Origin of the sequence: Paenibacillus pectinilyticus (genome assembly GCF_001700435.1) — a bacterium.
GTDB classification, from domain to species: Bacteria; Bacillota; Bacilli; order Paenibacillales; family NBRC-103111; genus Paenibacillus_E; species Paenibacillus_E pectinilyticus.
In genome coordinates, this window is the sequence record NZ_LYPC01000012.1 from 288,563 (window position 1) to 304,090 (window position 15,528).

Below are 15,528 nucleotides of genomic sequence, written 5' to 3' on the forward strand. Positions count from 1 at the left end.
GGAGTCCCAAGCTGTAACGAGGTATACGGCATCGGAAAAACATAATAAAGAAGAATGGCAAGCTAGAATAAGCCCACAGCGAGGTCCTATTCACTGGCATATAGCGAATTCCTAAGGAGTAAGCAAGCTGAGCGTGCTTATTGTGAGGAAAATCAGCCAATGTGGTCCAGGATAGAGCTAATAAGCACTTTCCATGGTCTTGAACCGGGTCATATCCCGATTTCAGAAGTAATAAGCAAGTTGACAGTGCTTAATGTGAGGGAAATTCACAGTAAGTGGTCTCTGCGCGGAACAGATGCAATAAAGATCACTGCACGTAAAAACCTTCAATACCACGCCTACGAGGCTGGTCTTGAAGGTTTTTTTGCATGCCTACAGTAAGAGGTCACAACACGCAACCAGTTCCGCGCCTTCGACTAATCAGAAGATTTTCAACGTTTTTGAAGAGATTTATCCACTCTCATTCCAGCTTCTGGCAGGTAGAATGAACTCATGAGCAAGGGACATGACGAACGAGGGTACGAGGTGAGATAGACAATGAATGAAGAAGTGTTGCTGCGGATGGAAGGGATTGAGAAGCATTTTCCCGGTGTGCACGCGCTGCATCAGTGCCAACTCGAGCTGGCAGCAGGTGAAGTTCTCGCACTTGTCGGTGAGAATGGGGCAGGCAAATCGACCTTGATGAAAATCGCCACAGGCGTATACCAAAAAGATGAAGGCAGCATTTGGGTAAAAGGCAAGGAAGTGAGCATCCCAAATACGCGATCCGCACAGCTGCTGGGTATCTCCATGATCCATCAGGAATTGAATCTGATGCCAGATTTGACGATAGCACAGAATATTTTTATCGGCCGCGAGCCGAGACACAGCGTCAGGCTGTTCATCGATGAGCGCAAGCTGAACGAGCAAGCTCAGCTGTTACTGGATCAAATGAATCTCCAGCTAGACCCGCGAACGAAAGTGGCGGATTTGACGGTTGCGAAGCAGCAGATGGTGGAGATTGCGAAGGCGTTGTCCTTCCAATCTGAGGTGCTGATTATGGATGAGCCGACAGCTGCTCTTACGCACGCAGAGATCGAGGAACTGTTCCGGATCATCAATCAGCTGCGCGCCCGAGGTGTTGGCATCGTTTACATCTCACACCGGATGGAGGAATTGAAACGCATTAGCGACCGCATCACCGTGATGCGTGACGGCCGCTATATCGATACGGTACAGACGCAGGCGACATCTATCGATCAGATCATCTCGATGATGGTAGGCCGCGAACTCTACGTCAGCCAGAATCAACAAACAACCACCAACTCGCAGACGAAGGTGCTGGAAGTATCCAAACTAAACCGCGGCTCAGCCGTGAAGGATGTCTCCTTCCACTTAGCCAAAGGGGAAATCCTCGGCTTCGCCGGCCTTATGGGAGCGGGGCGCACGGAGGTGGCTCGGGCGATTTTTGGCGCAGATGCGATTGATTCAGGCGACATCCGCATCCACGGACGGCAAGTCCAGATCCAAGCCCCGCATGATGCGGTGAGGCACGGCATCGGCTACTTGTCCGAGGATCGCAAGCGTTACGGTCTCATGGTGGATATGGATGTGAAAATGAACATCGCACTAGCCTCTTACAAAAAGGCACGGCGGCTCGGCTGGATGCAAGATGGCATCATCGGCGAGAAAGCGCAGCACTATGTGGAAGCGCTTCAAATCAAAACACCAACCATTCACCAACAGGTGAAATTCTTATCTGGCGGTAACCAACAGAAGGTCGTTATTGGCAAATGGCTGCTGCGAGACTGCGATATTCTCATCTTCGATGAACCAACGAGAGGTATCGATGTAGGAGCCAAAACTGAGATCTACAAGCTGCTCGATGATCTCGCGGCGCAGGGGAAATCGATCATCATGATCTCCTCGGAGCTGCCCGAAATATTGCGCATGAGCCATCGCATTATGGTCATGTGCGAAGGACGCATAACCGGTGAGCTCACACAACAAGAAGCTACGCAGGAAGCTATTATGAAATTCGCCACGATGCGGATCAGTTAGGAGGCGCCCCATGTCAACACGACTAGCGCATGCATACAAAAAAACCATCCCCACCCTGTCTAAACAAAGCGGGGCTACACAGAAACTGCTGGCATTCGCCAGCTTGATCATGTTAGTTATTATTTTTTCCGTATCGTCGAGCAATTTCTTTCAGTTTGATAACCTGATTGCGATTATGTTATCGACCGCCGTTATCGGCGTTCTGGCTCTGGGCTCAACGTTCGTTATCATCACCTCAGGGATTGATTTGGCGGTCGGAACGGTGATGACGTTCTCGGCTGTGATGGCCGGCGTTATCATCACAACTTGGCAATTGCCGCTGCCGCTTGGCATTGTTGGAGGCATTCTTGCCGGTGCTGTTTGCGGGCTCATTAGCGGACTTCTTGTAGCCAAAATGAAAATTCCGCCCTTCATCGCAACGCTCGCCATGATGATGGTGACGAAGGGCTTATCGTTAGTTATTTCAGGAACGAAGCCGATTTATTTCAATGATACGCCCGCATTTAGCAAAATCGCGATGGGTTCAATCATTAGCGACATCCTGCCTGGCGTGGAGATTCCGAACGCGATTCTCATCTTCTTCGGGGCAGCGATTGTGGCCAGCATTATTTTGACCAAAACGATTATCGGTCGTTATAACTTCGCCCTAGGCAGCAATGAAGAGTCCACGAGGCTTTCCGGTGTTAACGTCGACTATTGGAAAATCGTTATTTACACACTTACAGGTGTATTTAGTGGGATAGCCGGCATTATGATGGCTTCTCGGCTCAATTCTGCACAGCCTGCACTCGGATCGGGTTATGAGCTGGAAGCGATCGCAGCTGTCGTTATTGGAGGGACCTCGCTCAGCGGAGGCAAGGGCTCCATCCTCGGAACCGTCATTGGCGCCTTGATCATGAGTGTATTGACGAATGGATTGCGCATTTTATCCGTGAAGCAAGAGTGGCAGACCGTCATTGTTGGGATTGTGATTGTGTTGGCGGTTTACGCAGATATGATGCGCCGCCGCAAGAAATAACCTTGGTATTCACTCCACTCGGAGTTCTATACAACCAAAATGAGAAGCAAGGGGCGATGTACAGTGCATAAACGGACTAAGAAATTTGCTGTAATATCATCAGTAATATTGCTATCAGCGATCGTGCTGAGCGCATGCGGTTCCACGACAACGAAAACAGCAACCTCCACAGCAGGAGCAAGTGCAACTACAGCGGTGAAGTCAGATAAGATTTATATCCCAGTGATCTCCAAGGGATTCCAGCATCAGTTCTGGCAAGCGGTTAAGCAAGGCGCAGAGAAAGCAGCGAAGGAGTTCAACGTAGAAATTACATTTGAAGGTCCTGAGACGGAAACACAGGTGGATAAGCAAATTGAAATGCTGCAAGCTGCACTGGGTAAAAAGCCGCAGGCCATCGCGTTCGCTGCCCTTGACAGCAAAGCGGCGACGCCGCTGCTCGAGAAGGCCAAAGCAAGCAAAATCCCGATCATCGGCTTTGACTCCGGTGTGGACAGCGACATTCCGATAACGACGGCCGCTACGGATAATAAAGCCGCGGCTGCGCTCGCTGCCGACAAAATGGCTGCGCTTATCGGGAACGAAGGCGAGATCGCTTTGGTTGTGCATGACCAAACGAGCCGCACAGGCGTTGATCGCCGAGATGGCTTCACCAATGAAATCAAATCGAAGTTCCCGAATATCAAAATTGTGGATACGCAATACGGCGGCGACCCGCTGAAGGCTACGGATTTGGCGAAAGCGATTTTCCAAGCTCACCCGAATATTAAAGGGATTTTCGGCTCTAACGAAGGTGCGGCGATTGGTGTTATCAATGCGATTACAGAAAGCAAGAAAGATGGCAAAATCGTTGTTATTGGCTTTGACTCCGGTAAACAGCAAATGGATGCGATTAAGAGTGGTAAAATGGCAGGCGCCGTTACACAAGATCCGATCGGCATCGGCTACTGGTCCGTGAAAGCGGCTGTGCAAGCGATTAAAGGTGAAACCGTTCCGAAAAATATCGATACCGGCTTCCACTGGTACGACAAAACAAACATTGATTCACCGGATATCAAAGCACTCCTATACGAATAAGATAGGATAGAGGCTGACCCCTAGGGGCAGCCTCTATTGCCAGTTGTTGGGACTGCTGTGTACAATACATATAGAGCTTAATTTGATTTCGCCAGAGGTGAACGGACATGTACACAATCATCATGATCGATGATGAGGATGAAGTCAGAGAAGGCATTAAGCGGAAGACGAACTGGGAAGCATGCGGCTTCCAGCTTATCGGTGATTATGATAACGGCCGCGACGCCTATGAGGCGGTTGAACGGCAGCAGCCTGACGTCGTTATTACCGACATTAACATGCCCTTTATGGACGGACTCCAGCTCACAGAGCGGATTGTCACCAAGTATCGTACCGTTAAGGTTGTTATTGTAACCGGTTACGAGGATTTCGAATATGCCAAGCAAGCGATCAAGCTGAAGGTCAAAGACTATCTGTTGAAGCCGATCAATAGCGCAGAATTCACCGAATTCTTACAGAAGCTATGCCTAGAGCTGGATGAGGAACGCAAGCAACGGGAAGACATCACCTTCCTTCGCCACCAGTTTCAAGAAAGCATGCCACTGCTGCGTGAACGATTCCTAGAGCGGCTGGTCACTTCAGGCATGCGCAAAGACGAGATAGAGCGGAAGCTGCCGATGTTTGGCTTACATTTGAACAGAGTCTCAAGTTCGGCTTCCGTTTTGCAAATAGGCGCTGGCGCTGGCTCAGATCTGGACGCTAGCTCAGTTTCCAACTTCGGACATACCATACTCGCATTAGATATTGACGATTTCCATAGGGAGTTGTACAACGACCAAGTGGCCGAGGAGGAACTGCTGCGGTTCGCGGCGTTTAATATTTTGCATGAAATCGTGGAGCAGGAGCATGGCGGGGCGGTATTCCGAACCCGTGATGATAAGCTTGTTGGCCTCATTTCGGGGCAGCAGGATCAAGTGGAGGTTATCTGTCAGACACTTGCGGAACAGGCGAGATACAGCATTGAGAAATATTTAGGGATGACGGTTACGATCGGCATTAGCCGCATGTATGAAAGTTTACAGGAGCTGCCGAAGGCTTTTCAGGAAGCGCTTACGGCACTCGATTATCGTTTCATGCTCGGGAACAATCGGATTATCGCGATTGGCGATATGGAATTCGGGAGCAGCCTAGATAACACGAGTTATTTACGTATGGAAAAGAGATTGATCGCTGCCATGAAAATGGGAGAAAAGTCGGTCATCACGCATACGTTACAGGAATGGATCGAAGATTTGAAGAAATCGGCTTGCCCGATGGATAAATGCTATGGCAAGCTCAATAAATTACTCGTCGCCCTAATGAATGTCGGTATGGAGACGGGTCTAGAAGAAGAAGATGTACTCGGGCTAGGCGATCATTCATTTATGGAGCTGTACGCGCGCAAAACGTTAGACGATGTACGTCTGTGGCTTGAAGCCATCTGCTTGGCCTTCGTGGATCGGCTGGCGGATAAGCGCACACATGTGTCGCAAGCTCAGCTGGAGTCGGCTGTTGCCTACATCCATGAGAATTACGCCGACGAGCAGCTTTCGCTGCAAGGGGTATGCAATCATATTTATATGAGCATGAGCTACTTCAGCGCTTTGTTCAAGCCGCACACGGGGGAGACCTTCATTGAGTATGTGACACGTTACCGCTTGGAGAAAGCCAAAGAGATGCTGGCCACGACCCAGCTCAAAACGTATGAACTTGCCGCTAAAGTCGGTTATAGTGATCCGCAATATTTTAGTGTTATTTTCAAAAGGCATACCGGAATGACGCCGAAGGAGTTCAGAGCCGCCAATAAGGCTGGGTCGAACGTATGAGACATGTCCTTCGCTCTTTTCAATTCAAAAGCATTCATACGAAGTTTGCGCTGGCCTTTTCCTGTTTAATTTTATGCACAACGGTCATTCTCAGCTTTAGCGCTTATCGACTGTCGACGGTTGCTGTGACAGATGCCTCCTTGACCTATACGAACCAACTGATCGAGCAAGTGAATAAGAACATTCAAACCTACATCGGGAACATGGAGAGCATCTCCACACTTTCCCTCAGTAATACGGACTTGAAGCAGTATCTTTCCTTGAAAAATCCTCAGGAGGCTGAGGCCCAGCAGCTTGAGCGCCAAATCAGCGGTTACTTTAGCACGATTGTGGCATCGCGAAATGATATCGCTTCCATTATGTTTGTAGGCTCGAATGGCGCTATCGCGTCAGATCGGGTGGCTCCCCAATTTAAGCCGTATGCGGAGCTCATTTCACAGGAGTGGTACACGAAAGCAAGTAGAAGCAAAGGCGATGTGGTGATCTCGTCCTCCCATGTTCAGCACCTGTACCAAGATGAATATAAATGGGTCGTGTCGATTTCGAAAATGATGCCAAGTCCTGCGCCCGGTGCCGCAAGCGGCGTGCTGCTGGTTGATTTGAATTTTAACCTGATTAATGATCTCTGTAATCAAATTCAGTTAGGCCAGCGGGGGTATGTGTTCATCCTCGATCAAAGCGGCGATCTGATCTATCATCCTCAGCAGCAATTGCTGTATTCGGGCTTGAAATCTGAGGATATCCGCGCGTTGATGCAGGCCAAGGATAGCACGTTCGAGACGCTGACGTCGGATGAAAATAAGATCTACACCGTGCGCACAACGAGCTTTGGTTGGAAAATTATTGGCGTTACCTACGCCGGTGACCTCAGCGGAAACAAGAAGGAAATGCAGTTGACCTCGGCGATGTGGGGCGGGATTGCGCTGATTATTGGGCTTGCGATATCCGTTTGGCTATCCATTACGTTGACCAAACCCATCAAGCAGCTTGAAGTGCATATGAAGCAGGTGGAGAAAGGGAATTTCGACATCCGCGTCGATGTCGAGGGTGCGAACGAGATCAGCAAGCTGTCACGGACGTTCAATCTGATGATCAGCAAAATCAAAGAACTGATGAGCCAGACGGTGCTGGATCAAGAGGTGAAGCGGATCAGTGAGCTCAAGGCGTTGCAGGCGCAGATTCAGCCTCATTTTTTATACAATACACTCGATTCGATCATATGGATGGCCGAGATGGGGAAGGTCGATGATGTCGTGACGATGACTTCTGCCCTGTCCAAGCTGCTGCGTTCGAGCATTAGCAAAGGGGAGGAGCTGATTCCCATCTCGGTGGAATTGGCTCATATTGAGAACTACTTAACGATCCAAAATATCCGTTACCGCAACAAATTTACCTACACCATCGAGGTGGAGGCAGATCTCTTGGAGGATCGTATTTTGAAAATCGTCCTACAGCCGCTTGTCGAAAATGCGATTTATCATGGCATGAAGCATTTGCCTGAAAGCGGTCATATCCGGATTACGGGGCGGAAGCGGGATGGCGTTATCGAGCTGAAGGTCATGGACAATGGCGTGGGAATGAGCGAAGAGCAGCTCAAGTCGTTGAGGCTGAAGACGCACCAAGCGCAGTCAGGCAAGGGCTTCGGCTTGCACAATGTCAACCATCGTATTCAGTTGTATTTTGGAGAGCTGTATGGCTTACAATTCGAAAGCGAGCTGGAAGAAGGCACCACGATCACGATAACCATTCCAGTCATGCCAACTATTTCGGAACAAAGTGAAAGTTAGAAGCGAGGTGTTCCTTTTGAAAATAAGAGTTGGCGCTGTCGTGATTACGTTAGCTGCAAGCATTCTATTGACGTTGGGATACAGCGTCGTAGCGAAGAGCCTTAGCGCAAAAGAGGAAACGATCATCTTGATTCCCAAGACGATTGATTCGCGTGTGGAATTTTGGCAGGTACTTAATCAGGGCGTTTTCGCAGCGGCAAAAGAGTATAATGCGGAGATAAAGATCATGGGAACTGCTTCGGAATCGCAAATCGATGAGCAGATTAAGATTGTGGAACAAGCGATAGCGGAGAAGCCGAAGGCGATCATTCTAGCGGCGACGGATTACAATCGGCTCGTCCCCGTTGCACGGCGCGTGATCGATGCGGGGATCACGCTCATAACTGTGGATTCGGGGTTGGAAGGCGGCGTGTCTACGAGCTTGATAGCGACCGATAACTATGCGGCTGGACGCAAAGCGGTGGAAACAATGCGGAGCTACGTGCAGGAGTCGGCTACCTATGCTATCGTTAGTTTTGTGAAAACCTCGAACACACAGATGGACCGTGAGAATGGGGTACGGGATGGCTTGAAGAGCGATACTTCGATTAAGCTGTTGGATACGTTATATAGCAATGGATCAGAGGATAAGGCGTATGAGCTGACGAAGGAACTGCTACAAGAGCATTCGGAGATTCGCGGTATTTTTGGCTTGAATGAGCCATCTACAATGGGCGCGGCCCGTGCACTGAAAGAGTTGGATCCCGACCGAAGGATCAAGCTTGTGGGCTTCGACAGCTCCATGAATGAAATTTCGTTCCTGGAATCGGGGATTTTGCAAGGGACGGTCGTGCAGAAACCTTTTAACATGGGATATTTAGCTGTCAAAACAGCCCTTCAAGCTCACCGCGGTGAAACGGTCAAACACATGATGGATACGGGCTCCGAGGTCATTACGAAAGAGAATATGTATACGAATGAGAATCAGAAGCTATTGTTTCCTTTTGTCGGGAAATAGGTTGGGGGCTGTGTCCTCATCATCAGTTTCGAGGTAATTAGACAAACGCTATCGCTCTTCTGCAAAATTTCCCAGGAAATAGTAAGGGGATTGTCGAAAGTTAAGCGTGTTAATGAAATGGTTAAGGGAAAAGAGTCGGAGGTTGCTTATGCCTGATGTGGTACAAATCGGATCGCTGCAGTTGCAGGGAAAATTAGTCGCTCTGTTATTGGCGTGCGTGCTCGGGTACTGGCTCATGCGGCGGGTGATTCAGAGAATGAATCGGGAGGGGCTCTCGAGTCGGAAAACATATGAGGATAATGAGACGCAGGACGCTCATGATGGCGAAGCTAGGGAAGGCAAAGTTAAGGAAGGGCTGCGCGTAACAGGTGTTGACGATCTTATTCTAAACAGTGCTCTAATCGTGTTCTTTACTTGGCGCTTAGGCAATCTGCTGACAGATCCATCGCTGTTATGGAAGAGCCCAATGAAGCTGCTCCTGACCGCGGGCTCGAATATGGAGATCATTGTAGGCATCGTTTTGGCGTACATCTACCTAAGCTACCAAGTACGTAAGCATGCTATGGATTGGCGGCTTTTGCTTGATGTTCTCGCTATCGGCGCAGGATCTGCTATGTTCCTTTATGCCGCGTTGACGCCTGCCTTCGGGCTGCCAACCTCGATGCCTTGGGGCATTGGCGTGGAAGGCACAGTCTCACGGTTTCATCCCGATCACGCGTATCTAGCCATTCTTTTACTGCCAATATTGGTGTGGCAACAGATGGTGACAGTCCGTTCGACGGGGATTCTAGGTTCAGGTGTTTTGCTTAAGTTCACCTTGGTATATGGTGGTGCGGCTGGAATGATTGCGAGCTTTTTCGCCTTGGTTGAGCCGACAGCGGCGTATCTCAGCCCTGGGCAGTTATTGAATCTAATCCTGATGATCATTGGAATGATCCTCCCTGATTTGTCGCATACTACGGGCAGAAGGGAGCTGATGGATATGAGTCAGAACGATTCCAAAATGCAAATCCAGCAAGAACAACAAAACCAAGAGCGCGCCAAAACACCCGCAGGTAAAGAGGGCTTCGTCGATAAAAAACTGGACGGTCCCAACCGCCCATCCACATGAGTCAGGACAATAAAAAGTCGACCAAGTCAGCCAAGGACCAGAGCGAGCTTGATCCCTATGAGATTGACTTTCTGCCACAGTTTGAGCAGGGACGCGGACCGCGAGCTCCATTTGTGAATGAGTACGGGGTGACCATTGGAGATCATGATTATGAATCCGATAACTCCCCTCTTGAACAATGGACAGCGGAAACCAACCCGGAGGTTATGGCGGGAGATCAATGGGTGCATCCATTCAAGGATGTTGGCTTTCAGAGCGCAGAGAATCGGGAGCTGTTTGAAGAGGGCATCGTGCCACAGAGCGGCATTTTCACCCACCCGGATAAAAATGTTGCCTATGAGCCTGGAGAAGCTATTGGTAAGGAAAAGGATGATAAAGCGGAAGCCTAACAGCTTTCGCTTTATTTCTGTGTCATGGAGAGGGACATTGGACTTTGCTTTCACTGCCAACGGATGTATAATATAAGTTGTAGTCATTACGTTTTAAGAGTAACTATTAAATCCTAAGGGGTGGCACATATGGCAATGTCTTTTGATTCATACATGAAGGATATGGTTAAACCGATGAGAGAAGATTTGACTCGTCTGGGTATTACGGAGCTTCTGACTCCTGAGCAAGTAGAAGAAGCAATTGAGAAATCCAAGGATGGCACGATGCTGCTTGTCGTGAACTCCGTTTGTGGTTGTGCCGCTGGCCAATGTCGTCCAGGTGTAGCGAAAGCTCTTCAGAACGATACAGTGCCAACGTACACGTACACGGTATTTGCTGGTCAAGAGAAGGATGCAACTGCGAAAGCGCGTGAATTCCTAGCACCTTACCCGCCATCATCCCCATCCATCGCGTTGTTCAAAAATGGTGAGCTCGCTCACTTCATTCAACGTCACCAAATCGAAGACCGCTCCGCGGACATGATCGCTGGCGATTTGATTGGTGCTTTCGAGCAATATTGCAAATAATATAAGCTAGGAACCATAGAGGGCCTACCTGCGAATGAGCAGGTGGGCTTTTTCTTTGTGTAGATTGGTTGAGCGAGGACGGTGAAGGCCGCCCGTGGAGATTTGTGCAACGGGGTGAAAGGCGGGAAGAACGACTAAGGCGAAGGAAGAGCGTCTTTGGTTGAGGTGTAAGTTGAAAAAATCGACAAAGGGGAAGGAAAGGGTCCTCTGGCTGCTGTGTAAGTCGAAAAAATCGATTAAGGCGGAGGAAAAGCGCCTCTGGCTGCTGTGTAGGTCGAAAAAATCGACCAAGGCGAAGGGGAAGCGCCTCTGGTAGATGTGTAAGTCGAAAAAATCGACTTGCAGGCAAGAAAAAGAGAATTACTGATGCAGATAGCCGGAAAACCCGACTAACCGACAAGAAAAGCAGGCCAAACTGATGCAGATAGTCGGAAAACCCGACTAACTGATAAGAAAAGCAGGCCATACTGATGCAGATAGCCGGAAAATCCGACTATCTGCCAAGAAATCAAGGCCCCACCAATGCAGATAATCGGAAAACCCGACTATCTGGCAAGCCACCGAGGCTTTGTATCTCTTTTTCTCTTTTCCTGCGGATTACACTTTGAAATTTAAGGGCCGAAAGTCTATACTAGATCTCAAAGAAGGCATCATTCCAAAATTTAGATAAAAGGTGGAGAGTTGCATGAGTTTGCAAACAGAAATCATCGCAAAACTTGGCGTGAAGCCGGAAATTGATATTGACGAAGAGATCCGTAAACGGGTGGATTTTCTGAAAAATTACGTACTTGGCGCACACGCGAACGGCTTGCTGATCGCGATCAGCGGCGGTATTGACAGCGCGGTAGCGGCAGGGCTGTGTAAGCAGGCAACCGACGAGCTGACAGCGGAAAAAGGCAAAGAATACAAAACCGTCGGCGTGTTCCAGCCCTATGGGCAGCAAGTCGACATCGAAGATAGCTACGCTGTGGCGAAAGCCTTCGATTTGAAATATCAAATCGAGAACAACATCGAAGAATCCGTCGATGAGATCGCGATCGAGGTCGAGTACGGCCTCAAGCATATCGGCGTTCACCAGCACGTGAGTCGCGGCGGCAAAGGCAACATTAAGGCGCGTACACGCATGGTTATGCAGTATGCCTTGGCTTTTGAGCTGGGCTTGATCGTCGTAGGCACGGATCATGCATCTGAAGCGGTCACCGGCTTCTATACGAAGTACGGCGACGGTGCAGTTGACATCACGCCGCTCAGCACGCTGAACAAGCGCCAAGTTCGTTCACTCGCGGCCAAGATTGGCGTACCGCAAAGCGTGCTGGATAAAGCACCGACAGCTGGACTGTGGGATGGCCAGACGGATGAGGGCGAGCTAGGCATCACGTATGGTGATAACAGCGACTATCTCGAAGGTAAGCAAATTGATCCTGCTGTGCAAGAAAAGCTGGAGAAGCAGTACTTGAAGACCGAACATAAGCGTGTTCCGATTCCAGGGATTTAGGATTTACGGCAAGCAACTCGGAGCAAACATGGCCGGAAGATAGACTATCCATTTCAAACATGGATGGTCTTTTTTTATTTTTCAAAGTGGTAAGGGGATCGGAACTGCTAGGCTTGACAAGTTTGGATTACAACTGTAATATTCAAAGTGTATTACAGTTGTAATCCAATGAAAAGGAGGTAACGAAGTGAAGACGGTCCCTCATATTACGGATGCCGAATGGGAAGTTATGAAGGTACTCTGGAACGAATCTCCACGCACGGCTAATGAAGTGATTGAGGCTATGCAGGAACGGACGGAGTGGAAGCCCAAAACAATTCGAACTTTGTTAAACAGGCTAGCGCAGAAGCAGGCGATATCTTTTACGCAAGAGAACAGAGTTTATGCTTACTTCCCTTTGGTTTCTGAGGGTGAGTGTGTCAAGTCGGAGACGCAATCGTTTCTGAAAAGAATTTATGGCGGGGCTTTTAAGCCGATGCTCGTTAATTTTTTGAAAGAGGAGCAATTATCGGAGGAAGATATTCAAGAGTTAAGGGCGATGCTCGACGGTAAAAACAAATAACAGGGATACCGAGAACAGGCAGTCCTGATTCTGGAAGTTTCCACTTCTAGGAAAGAAGGGAGGCGTGAATGTGCACCAAACCAGTGAACTTCTCAGAGGTTTTTTTGATTGGATTATATCTGTATCGATCATGGCAACCATTACGGTAATGTTCATCATGCTGATCCAGCGCGTCCTGCATAAGCGGATAAAACCTAGATGGCACTATCTCATGTGGTTGTTGGTGTTGGTAAGGCTGCTCCTACCTTGGCACTTGGAAAGCGACCTAAGCATTTATAATTGGATATCTTACCCAGATAGCATTCACGAAATCGACTCAGCCGCAGCGGTTGGGACACATGCAGAATTAGCCGCTAACAACACAACGGAGAATCTGTTATATAAATATGCGATGTATATATGGCTGCTGGGCATTGTCCTTTTTGGGATATACACATGCGTGATCAACCGTAAATTTACGCTCAAAATATCGAAGGAAACAAGACCGATAACAGACATCGGCATCGTACAGTTGTTTGCTCAGTGCCAACAGCTTATGTCGATACATAAACCTGTCACATTAGTGGTATCGGACAAAATGTCGATGCCGACGCTTTTTGGATTCAGGAACCCTCGGTTAGTCTTGCCGCAGACGGCCATCGACAGTTTGAACAAGGAACAACTACGGCATGTCTTTCTACATGAATTAGCACATTGCAAACGAAATGATATTGGTGTTAATTGGCTGATGCAATTTCTGTTGATCATTCATTGGTTCAATCCTGTACTTTGGTATACTCATCAACGTATGCGTGAAGACCAAGAGATCGCAAGCGATGCGCTAGCTCTTTCTTATTTAGAACCGTCAACAAGAGAAGAGTACGGATACACGCTCATTCAATTGTTGGAAAATTATGTGCGCCCCGTCAGTGTGCCAGGCAATGTGCATTTATCAGGAAATAAATCGCAGTTAAAAAGGAGAATTATGATGATTAAACAGTTTCAATTTAATTCATATCGTTGGTCGTTCATAGGTTTGGCTGCCGTTCTCATCATTAGTGGGTGTTCGTTGACGAATGCTAGTGTGGATAAAAAGTCAGCAGCTGAATCGAATTCGCCGATTGTTGATCAAAAGACGACAGATACAAGCACGCAAACAACAACGGGGACGGATAAAACGACTTCATCAGTAACCGTAGGTGAAATGAAGGCTGCCGACGTACCAACTCCGACAGTGGAACCAAGTCCAACCCCAGCAGTTCAACCAGTGGAGGAGTCAAAGCCAGCCCCTGCGCCCCAAGTAGTGGAGGATGTAAGGTCGGCACGTGCAGCCCAAGCAGTAAGGCCAGCTCCAGCACCTCAAGTAGTGGAAGAGGTAAGATCAGCACGTGCAGCTCAAGCCGTGGAGGAGTTAAAGCCAACCGCTGTCCCCCAAGTAGTGGAAGGGTCAAGATCAGCACGTACACCCCAAGCAGTGGAGAAGTTAGTACCTGCACCAGCAGTTAGAAATTAAAGTCACTCCCAGCAGTACCAACTGTCAAACAATTACATTTGTCGGACTAGCCTGCTTAAACAAAAAGACCTGAGGGATTCAACAAATCCCCTCAGGTCTCTTCTATATCCCAACCGCTAGCCTAAGGCAAGCGCTGCCCGCGGGAGCTCTCTAACAGCGCGTACCACTCGTCGCGCGTCATCGCTTCTGAGATGCGAACTGCGTCTTGGCAAGCGAGTACACGCTCGGCGGATGAAGTGCCAATGACCGGCTGAATGCGAGCCGGATGCTTCATGAGCCAGCCCAGCACGATCGCTTCGGGCGTCGTTTCTTTTTCTGCAGCGAGCTTCTGCACGAGTGCGGCTGTGTTCTTCACAGTGTCTGGCGCATCTTCGATCACGCGGCCAGAGAACTTGCCTTGGGCAAGGGGACCCCATGCCTGAATTTGAATATTAGCCATTTGGCAATGTTCCAGAATGCCGTCGGCGAAATTGATGCTGGTTCCGGCTTTTTGATTCACCAGAATGCCTTGTTCCACCCAATCCAAGCGAGCTAAGCTCATCTCCAGTTGGTTGACGACAAGCGGCTCTGGCAGCGAGTTTTGAATGAAGCGCATTTGTGCGGAGGTCATGTTGGACACACCGAAATGGCGCACCTTGCCAGCTGAACGCAGCTGATTGAAAGCTTCGGCGATTTCTTCAGGCTCCATGAGCGGATCAGGGCGATGCAGCAGCAAGATATCGATATGCTCTACGCCAAGGCGGCCGAGAATACCATCAACGGAGCTAATAATGTGGCTTTTGCTAAAATCGAAACGATGCGGATGTGCATCATCTGGAAAACGAATTCCGCATTTCGATTGCAAAATGATTTGGTCACGCAAATCAGGTCTATTCTTGAGAATTTGACCGAAGACAGTCTCCGAATTCCCTCTTTTATAAATATCCGCATGATCGAACATCGTAATGCCAATCGACAATGCAGCTTCTACGGCTTTTTCAGCTGTTACATAATCGTCCTTCGTCAAAGGACTTCCGGCCCAATCCCCGCCTAATCCCATACATCCGAACACAATTCGGCTATTCGAAATTCCGCGTCTTTCCAGTGGCATGATCTTCACTATGTTGGCCTCCTAGCTATGATTTCTAAGCCTAGTATAACCCTTGTGGCAGATTGGCATAAGAACTGAAAATAGGGTAACTTACTTACCTC

General features: G+C 48.8%; 13 protein-coding genes. 12 read left to right on the top strand and 1 reads right to left on the bottom strand.

All coding sequences use genetic code 11. The annotated features are described in order from the left end of the window. Positions 1 to 537: 537 nt before the first annotated feature. From A8709_RS07290 to A8709_RS07345, 12 genes are all read left to right on the top strand, one after another. Positions 538 to 2,040, top strand: a complete 1,503-nt coding sequence (locus A8709_RS07290) for a sugar ABC transporter ATP-binding protein (protein WP_065851530.1) — start codon at positions 538 to 540, stop codon at positions 2,038 to 2,040. A 10-nt stretch (positions 2,041 to 2,050) separates the two neighbouring features. Continuing rightward, positions 2,051 to 3,058: an ABC transporter permease gene (locus A8709_RS07295; RefSeq protein WP_065851532.1), complete on the top strand. Its 1,008-nt coding sequence runs from the start codon at positions 2,051 to 2,053 to the stop codon at positions 3,056 to 3,058. Positions 3,059 to 3,121: 63 nt separating this feature from the next. Next, positions 3,122 to 4,132 (top strand): ABC transporter substrate-binding protein, encoded by a 1,011-nt coding sequence (locus A8709_RS07300; RefSeq protein WP_244163121.1) that lies wholly within the window; start codon positions 3,122 to 3,124, stop codon positions 4,130 to 4,132. Positions 4,133 to 4,239: 107 nt separating this feature from the next. After that, positions 4,240 to 5,937: a response regulator gene (locus A8709_RS07305; protein ID WP_065851536.1), complete on the top strand. Its 1,698-nt coding sequence runs from the start codon at positions 4,240 to 4,242 to the stop codon at positions 5,935 to 5,937. After that, the gene (locus A8709_RS07310) at positions 5,934 to 7,724 is read left to right on the top strand and encodes a cache domain-containing sensor histidine kinase (protein ID WP_065851538.1); all 1,791 of its coding nucleotides are present in this window, start codon (positions 5,934 to 5,936) and stop codon (positions 7,722 to 7,724) included. Before A8709_RS07305 ends, A8709_RS07310 begins: the two co-directional genes overlap by 4 nt. A gap of 16 nt (positions 7,725 to 7,740) precedes the next feature. Continuing rightward, on the top strand, positions 7,741 to 8,721 hold the full coding sequence (locus tag A8709_RS07315) for a substrate-binding domain-containing protein (protein ID WP_065851540.1): 981 nt from the start codon (positions 7,741 to 7,743) through the stop codon (positions 8,719 to 8,721). A 148-nt stretch (positions 8,722 to 8,869) separates the two neighbouring features. Further along, the gene (locus tag A8709_RS07320) at positions 8,870 to 9,832 is read left to right on the top strand and encodes a prolipoprotein diacylglyceryl transferase (protein ID WP_065851542.1); all 963 of its coding nucleotides are present in this window, start codon (positions 8,870 to 8,872) and stop codon (positions 9,830 to 9,832) included. Next, a complete protein-coding gene (locus A8709_RS07325) occupies positions 9,829 to 10,221 on the top strand; it encodes a DUF3905 domain-containing protein (RefSeq protein ID WP_065851544.1) in 393 nt (130 codons plus the stop codon). The genes A8709_RS07320 and A8709_RS07325 overlap by 4 nt, the downstream gene beginning before the upstream one ends. 129 nt (positions 10,222 to 10,350) lie before the next feature. Continuing rightward, a complete protein-coding gene (locus A8709_RS07330) occupies positions 10,351 to 10,788 on the top strand; it encodes a BrxA/BrxB family bacilliredoxin (RefSeq protein ID WP_065851546.1) in 438 nt (145 codons plus the stop codon). A 685-nt stretch (positions 10,789 to 11,473) separates the two neighbouring features. After that, the gene (gene nadE, locus A8709_RS07335) at positions 11,474 to 12,283 is read left to right on the top strand and encodes an ammonia-dependent NAD(+) synthetase (RefSeq protein ID WP_065851548.1); all 810 of its coding nucleotides are present in this window, start codon (positions 11,474 to 11,476) and stop codon (positions 12,281 to 12,283) included. A 187-nt stretch (positions 12,284 to 12,470) separates the two neighbouring features. Next, on the top strand, positions 12,471 to 12,845 hold the full coding sequence (gene blaI / locus A8709_RS07340) for a penicillinase repressor BlaI (protein WP_084224727.1): 375 nt from the start codon (positions 12,471 to 12,473) through the stop codon (positions 12,843 to 12,845). A gap of 70 nt (positions 12,846 to 12,915) precedes the next feature. Next, complete coding sequence (locus A8709_RS07345; RefSeq protein ID WP_065851550.1) at positions 12,916 to 14,337, top strand: M56 family metallopeptidase; 1,422 nt, start codon at positions 12,916 to 12,918, stop codon at positions 14,335 to 14,337. A 121-nt stretch (positions 14,338 to 14,458) separates the two neighbouring features. On the opposite strand, the gene A8709_RS07350 is transcribed toward A8709_RS07345, so the two are convergent. Continuing rightward, positions 14,459 to 15,436, bottom strand: a complete 978-nt coding sequence (locus A8709_RS07350; protein WP_065851552.1) for an aldo/keto reductase — start codon at positions 15,434 to 15,436, stop codon at positions 14,459 to 14,461. Positions 15,437 to 15,528: the final 92 nt, after the last annotated feature.

Bases quoted from the DNA above. Each gene is read 5' to 3' on its own strand.
- A8709_RS07290 (WP_065851530.1), top strand. From the start codon at position 538: ATGAATGAAGAAGTGTTGCTGCGGATGGAAGGGATTGAGAAGCATTTT.
- A8709_RS07295 (WP_065851532.1), top strand. From the start codon at position 2,051: ATGTCAACACGACTAGCGCATGCATACAAAAAAACCATCCCCACCCTG.
- A8709_RS07305 (WP_065851536.1), top strand. From the start codon at position 4,240: ATGTACACAATCATCATGATCGATGATGAGGATGAAGTCAGAGAAGGC.
- A8709_RS07310 (WP_065851538.1), top strand. From the start codon at position 5,934: ATGAGACATGTCCTTCGCTCTTTTCAATTCAAAAGCATTCATACGAAG.
- A8709_RS07320 (WP_065851542.1), top strand. From the start codon at position 8,870: ATGCCTGATGTGGTACAAATCGGATCGCTGCAGTTGCAGGGAAAATTA.
- A8709_RS07325 (WP_065851544.1), top strand. From the start codon at position 9,829: ATGAGTCAGGACAATAAAAAGTCGACCAAGTCAGCCAAGGACCAGAGC.
- A8709_RS07330 (WP_065851546.1), top strand. From the start codon at position 10,351: ATGGCAATGTCTTTTGATTCATACATGAAGGATATGGTTAAACCGATG.
- nadE (WP_065851548.1), top strand. From the start codon at position 11,474: ATGAGTTTGCAAACAGAAATCATCGCAAAACTTGGCGTGAAGCCGGAA.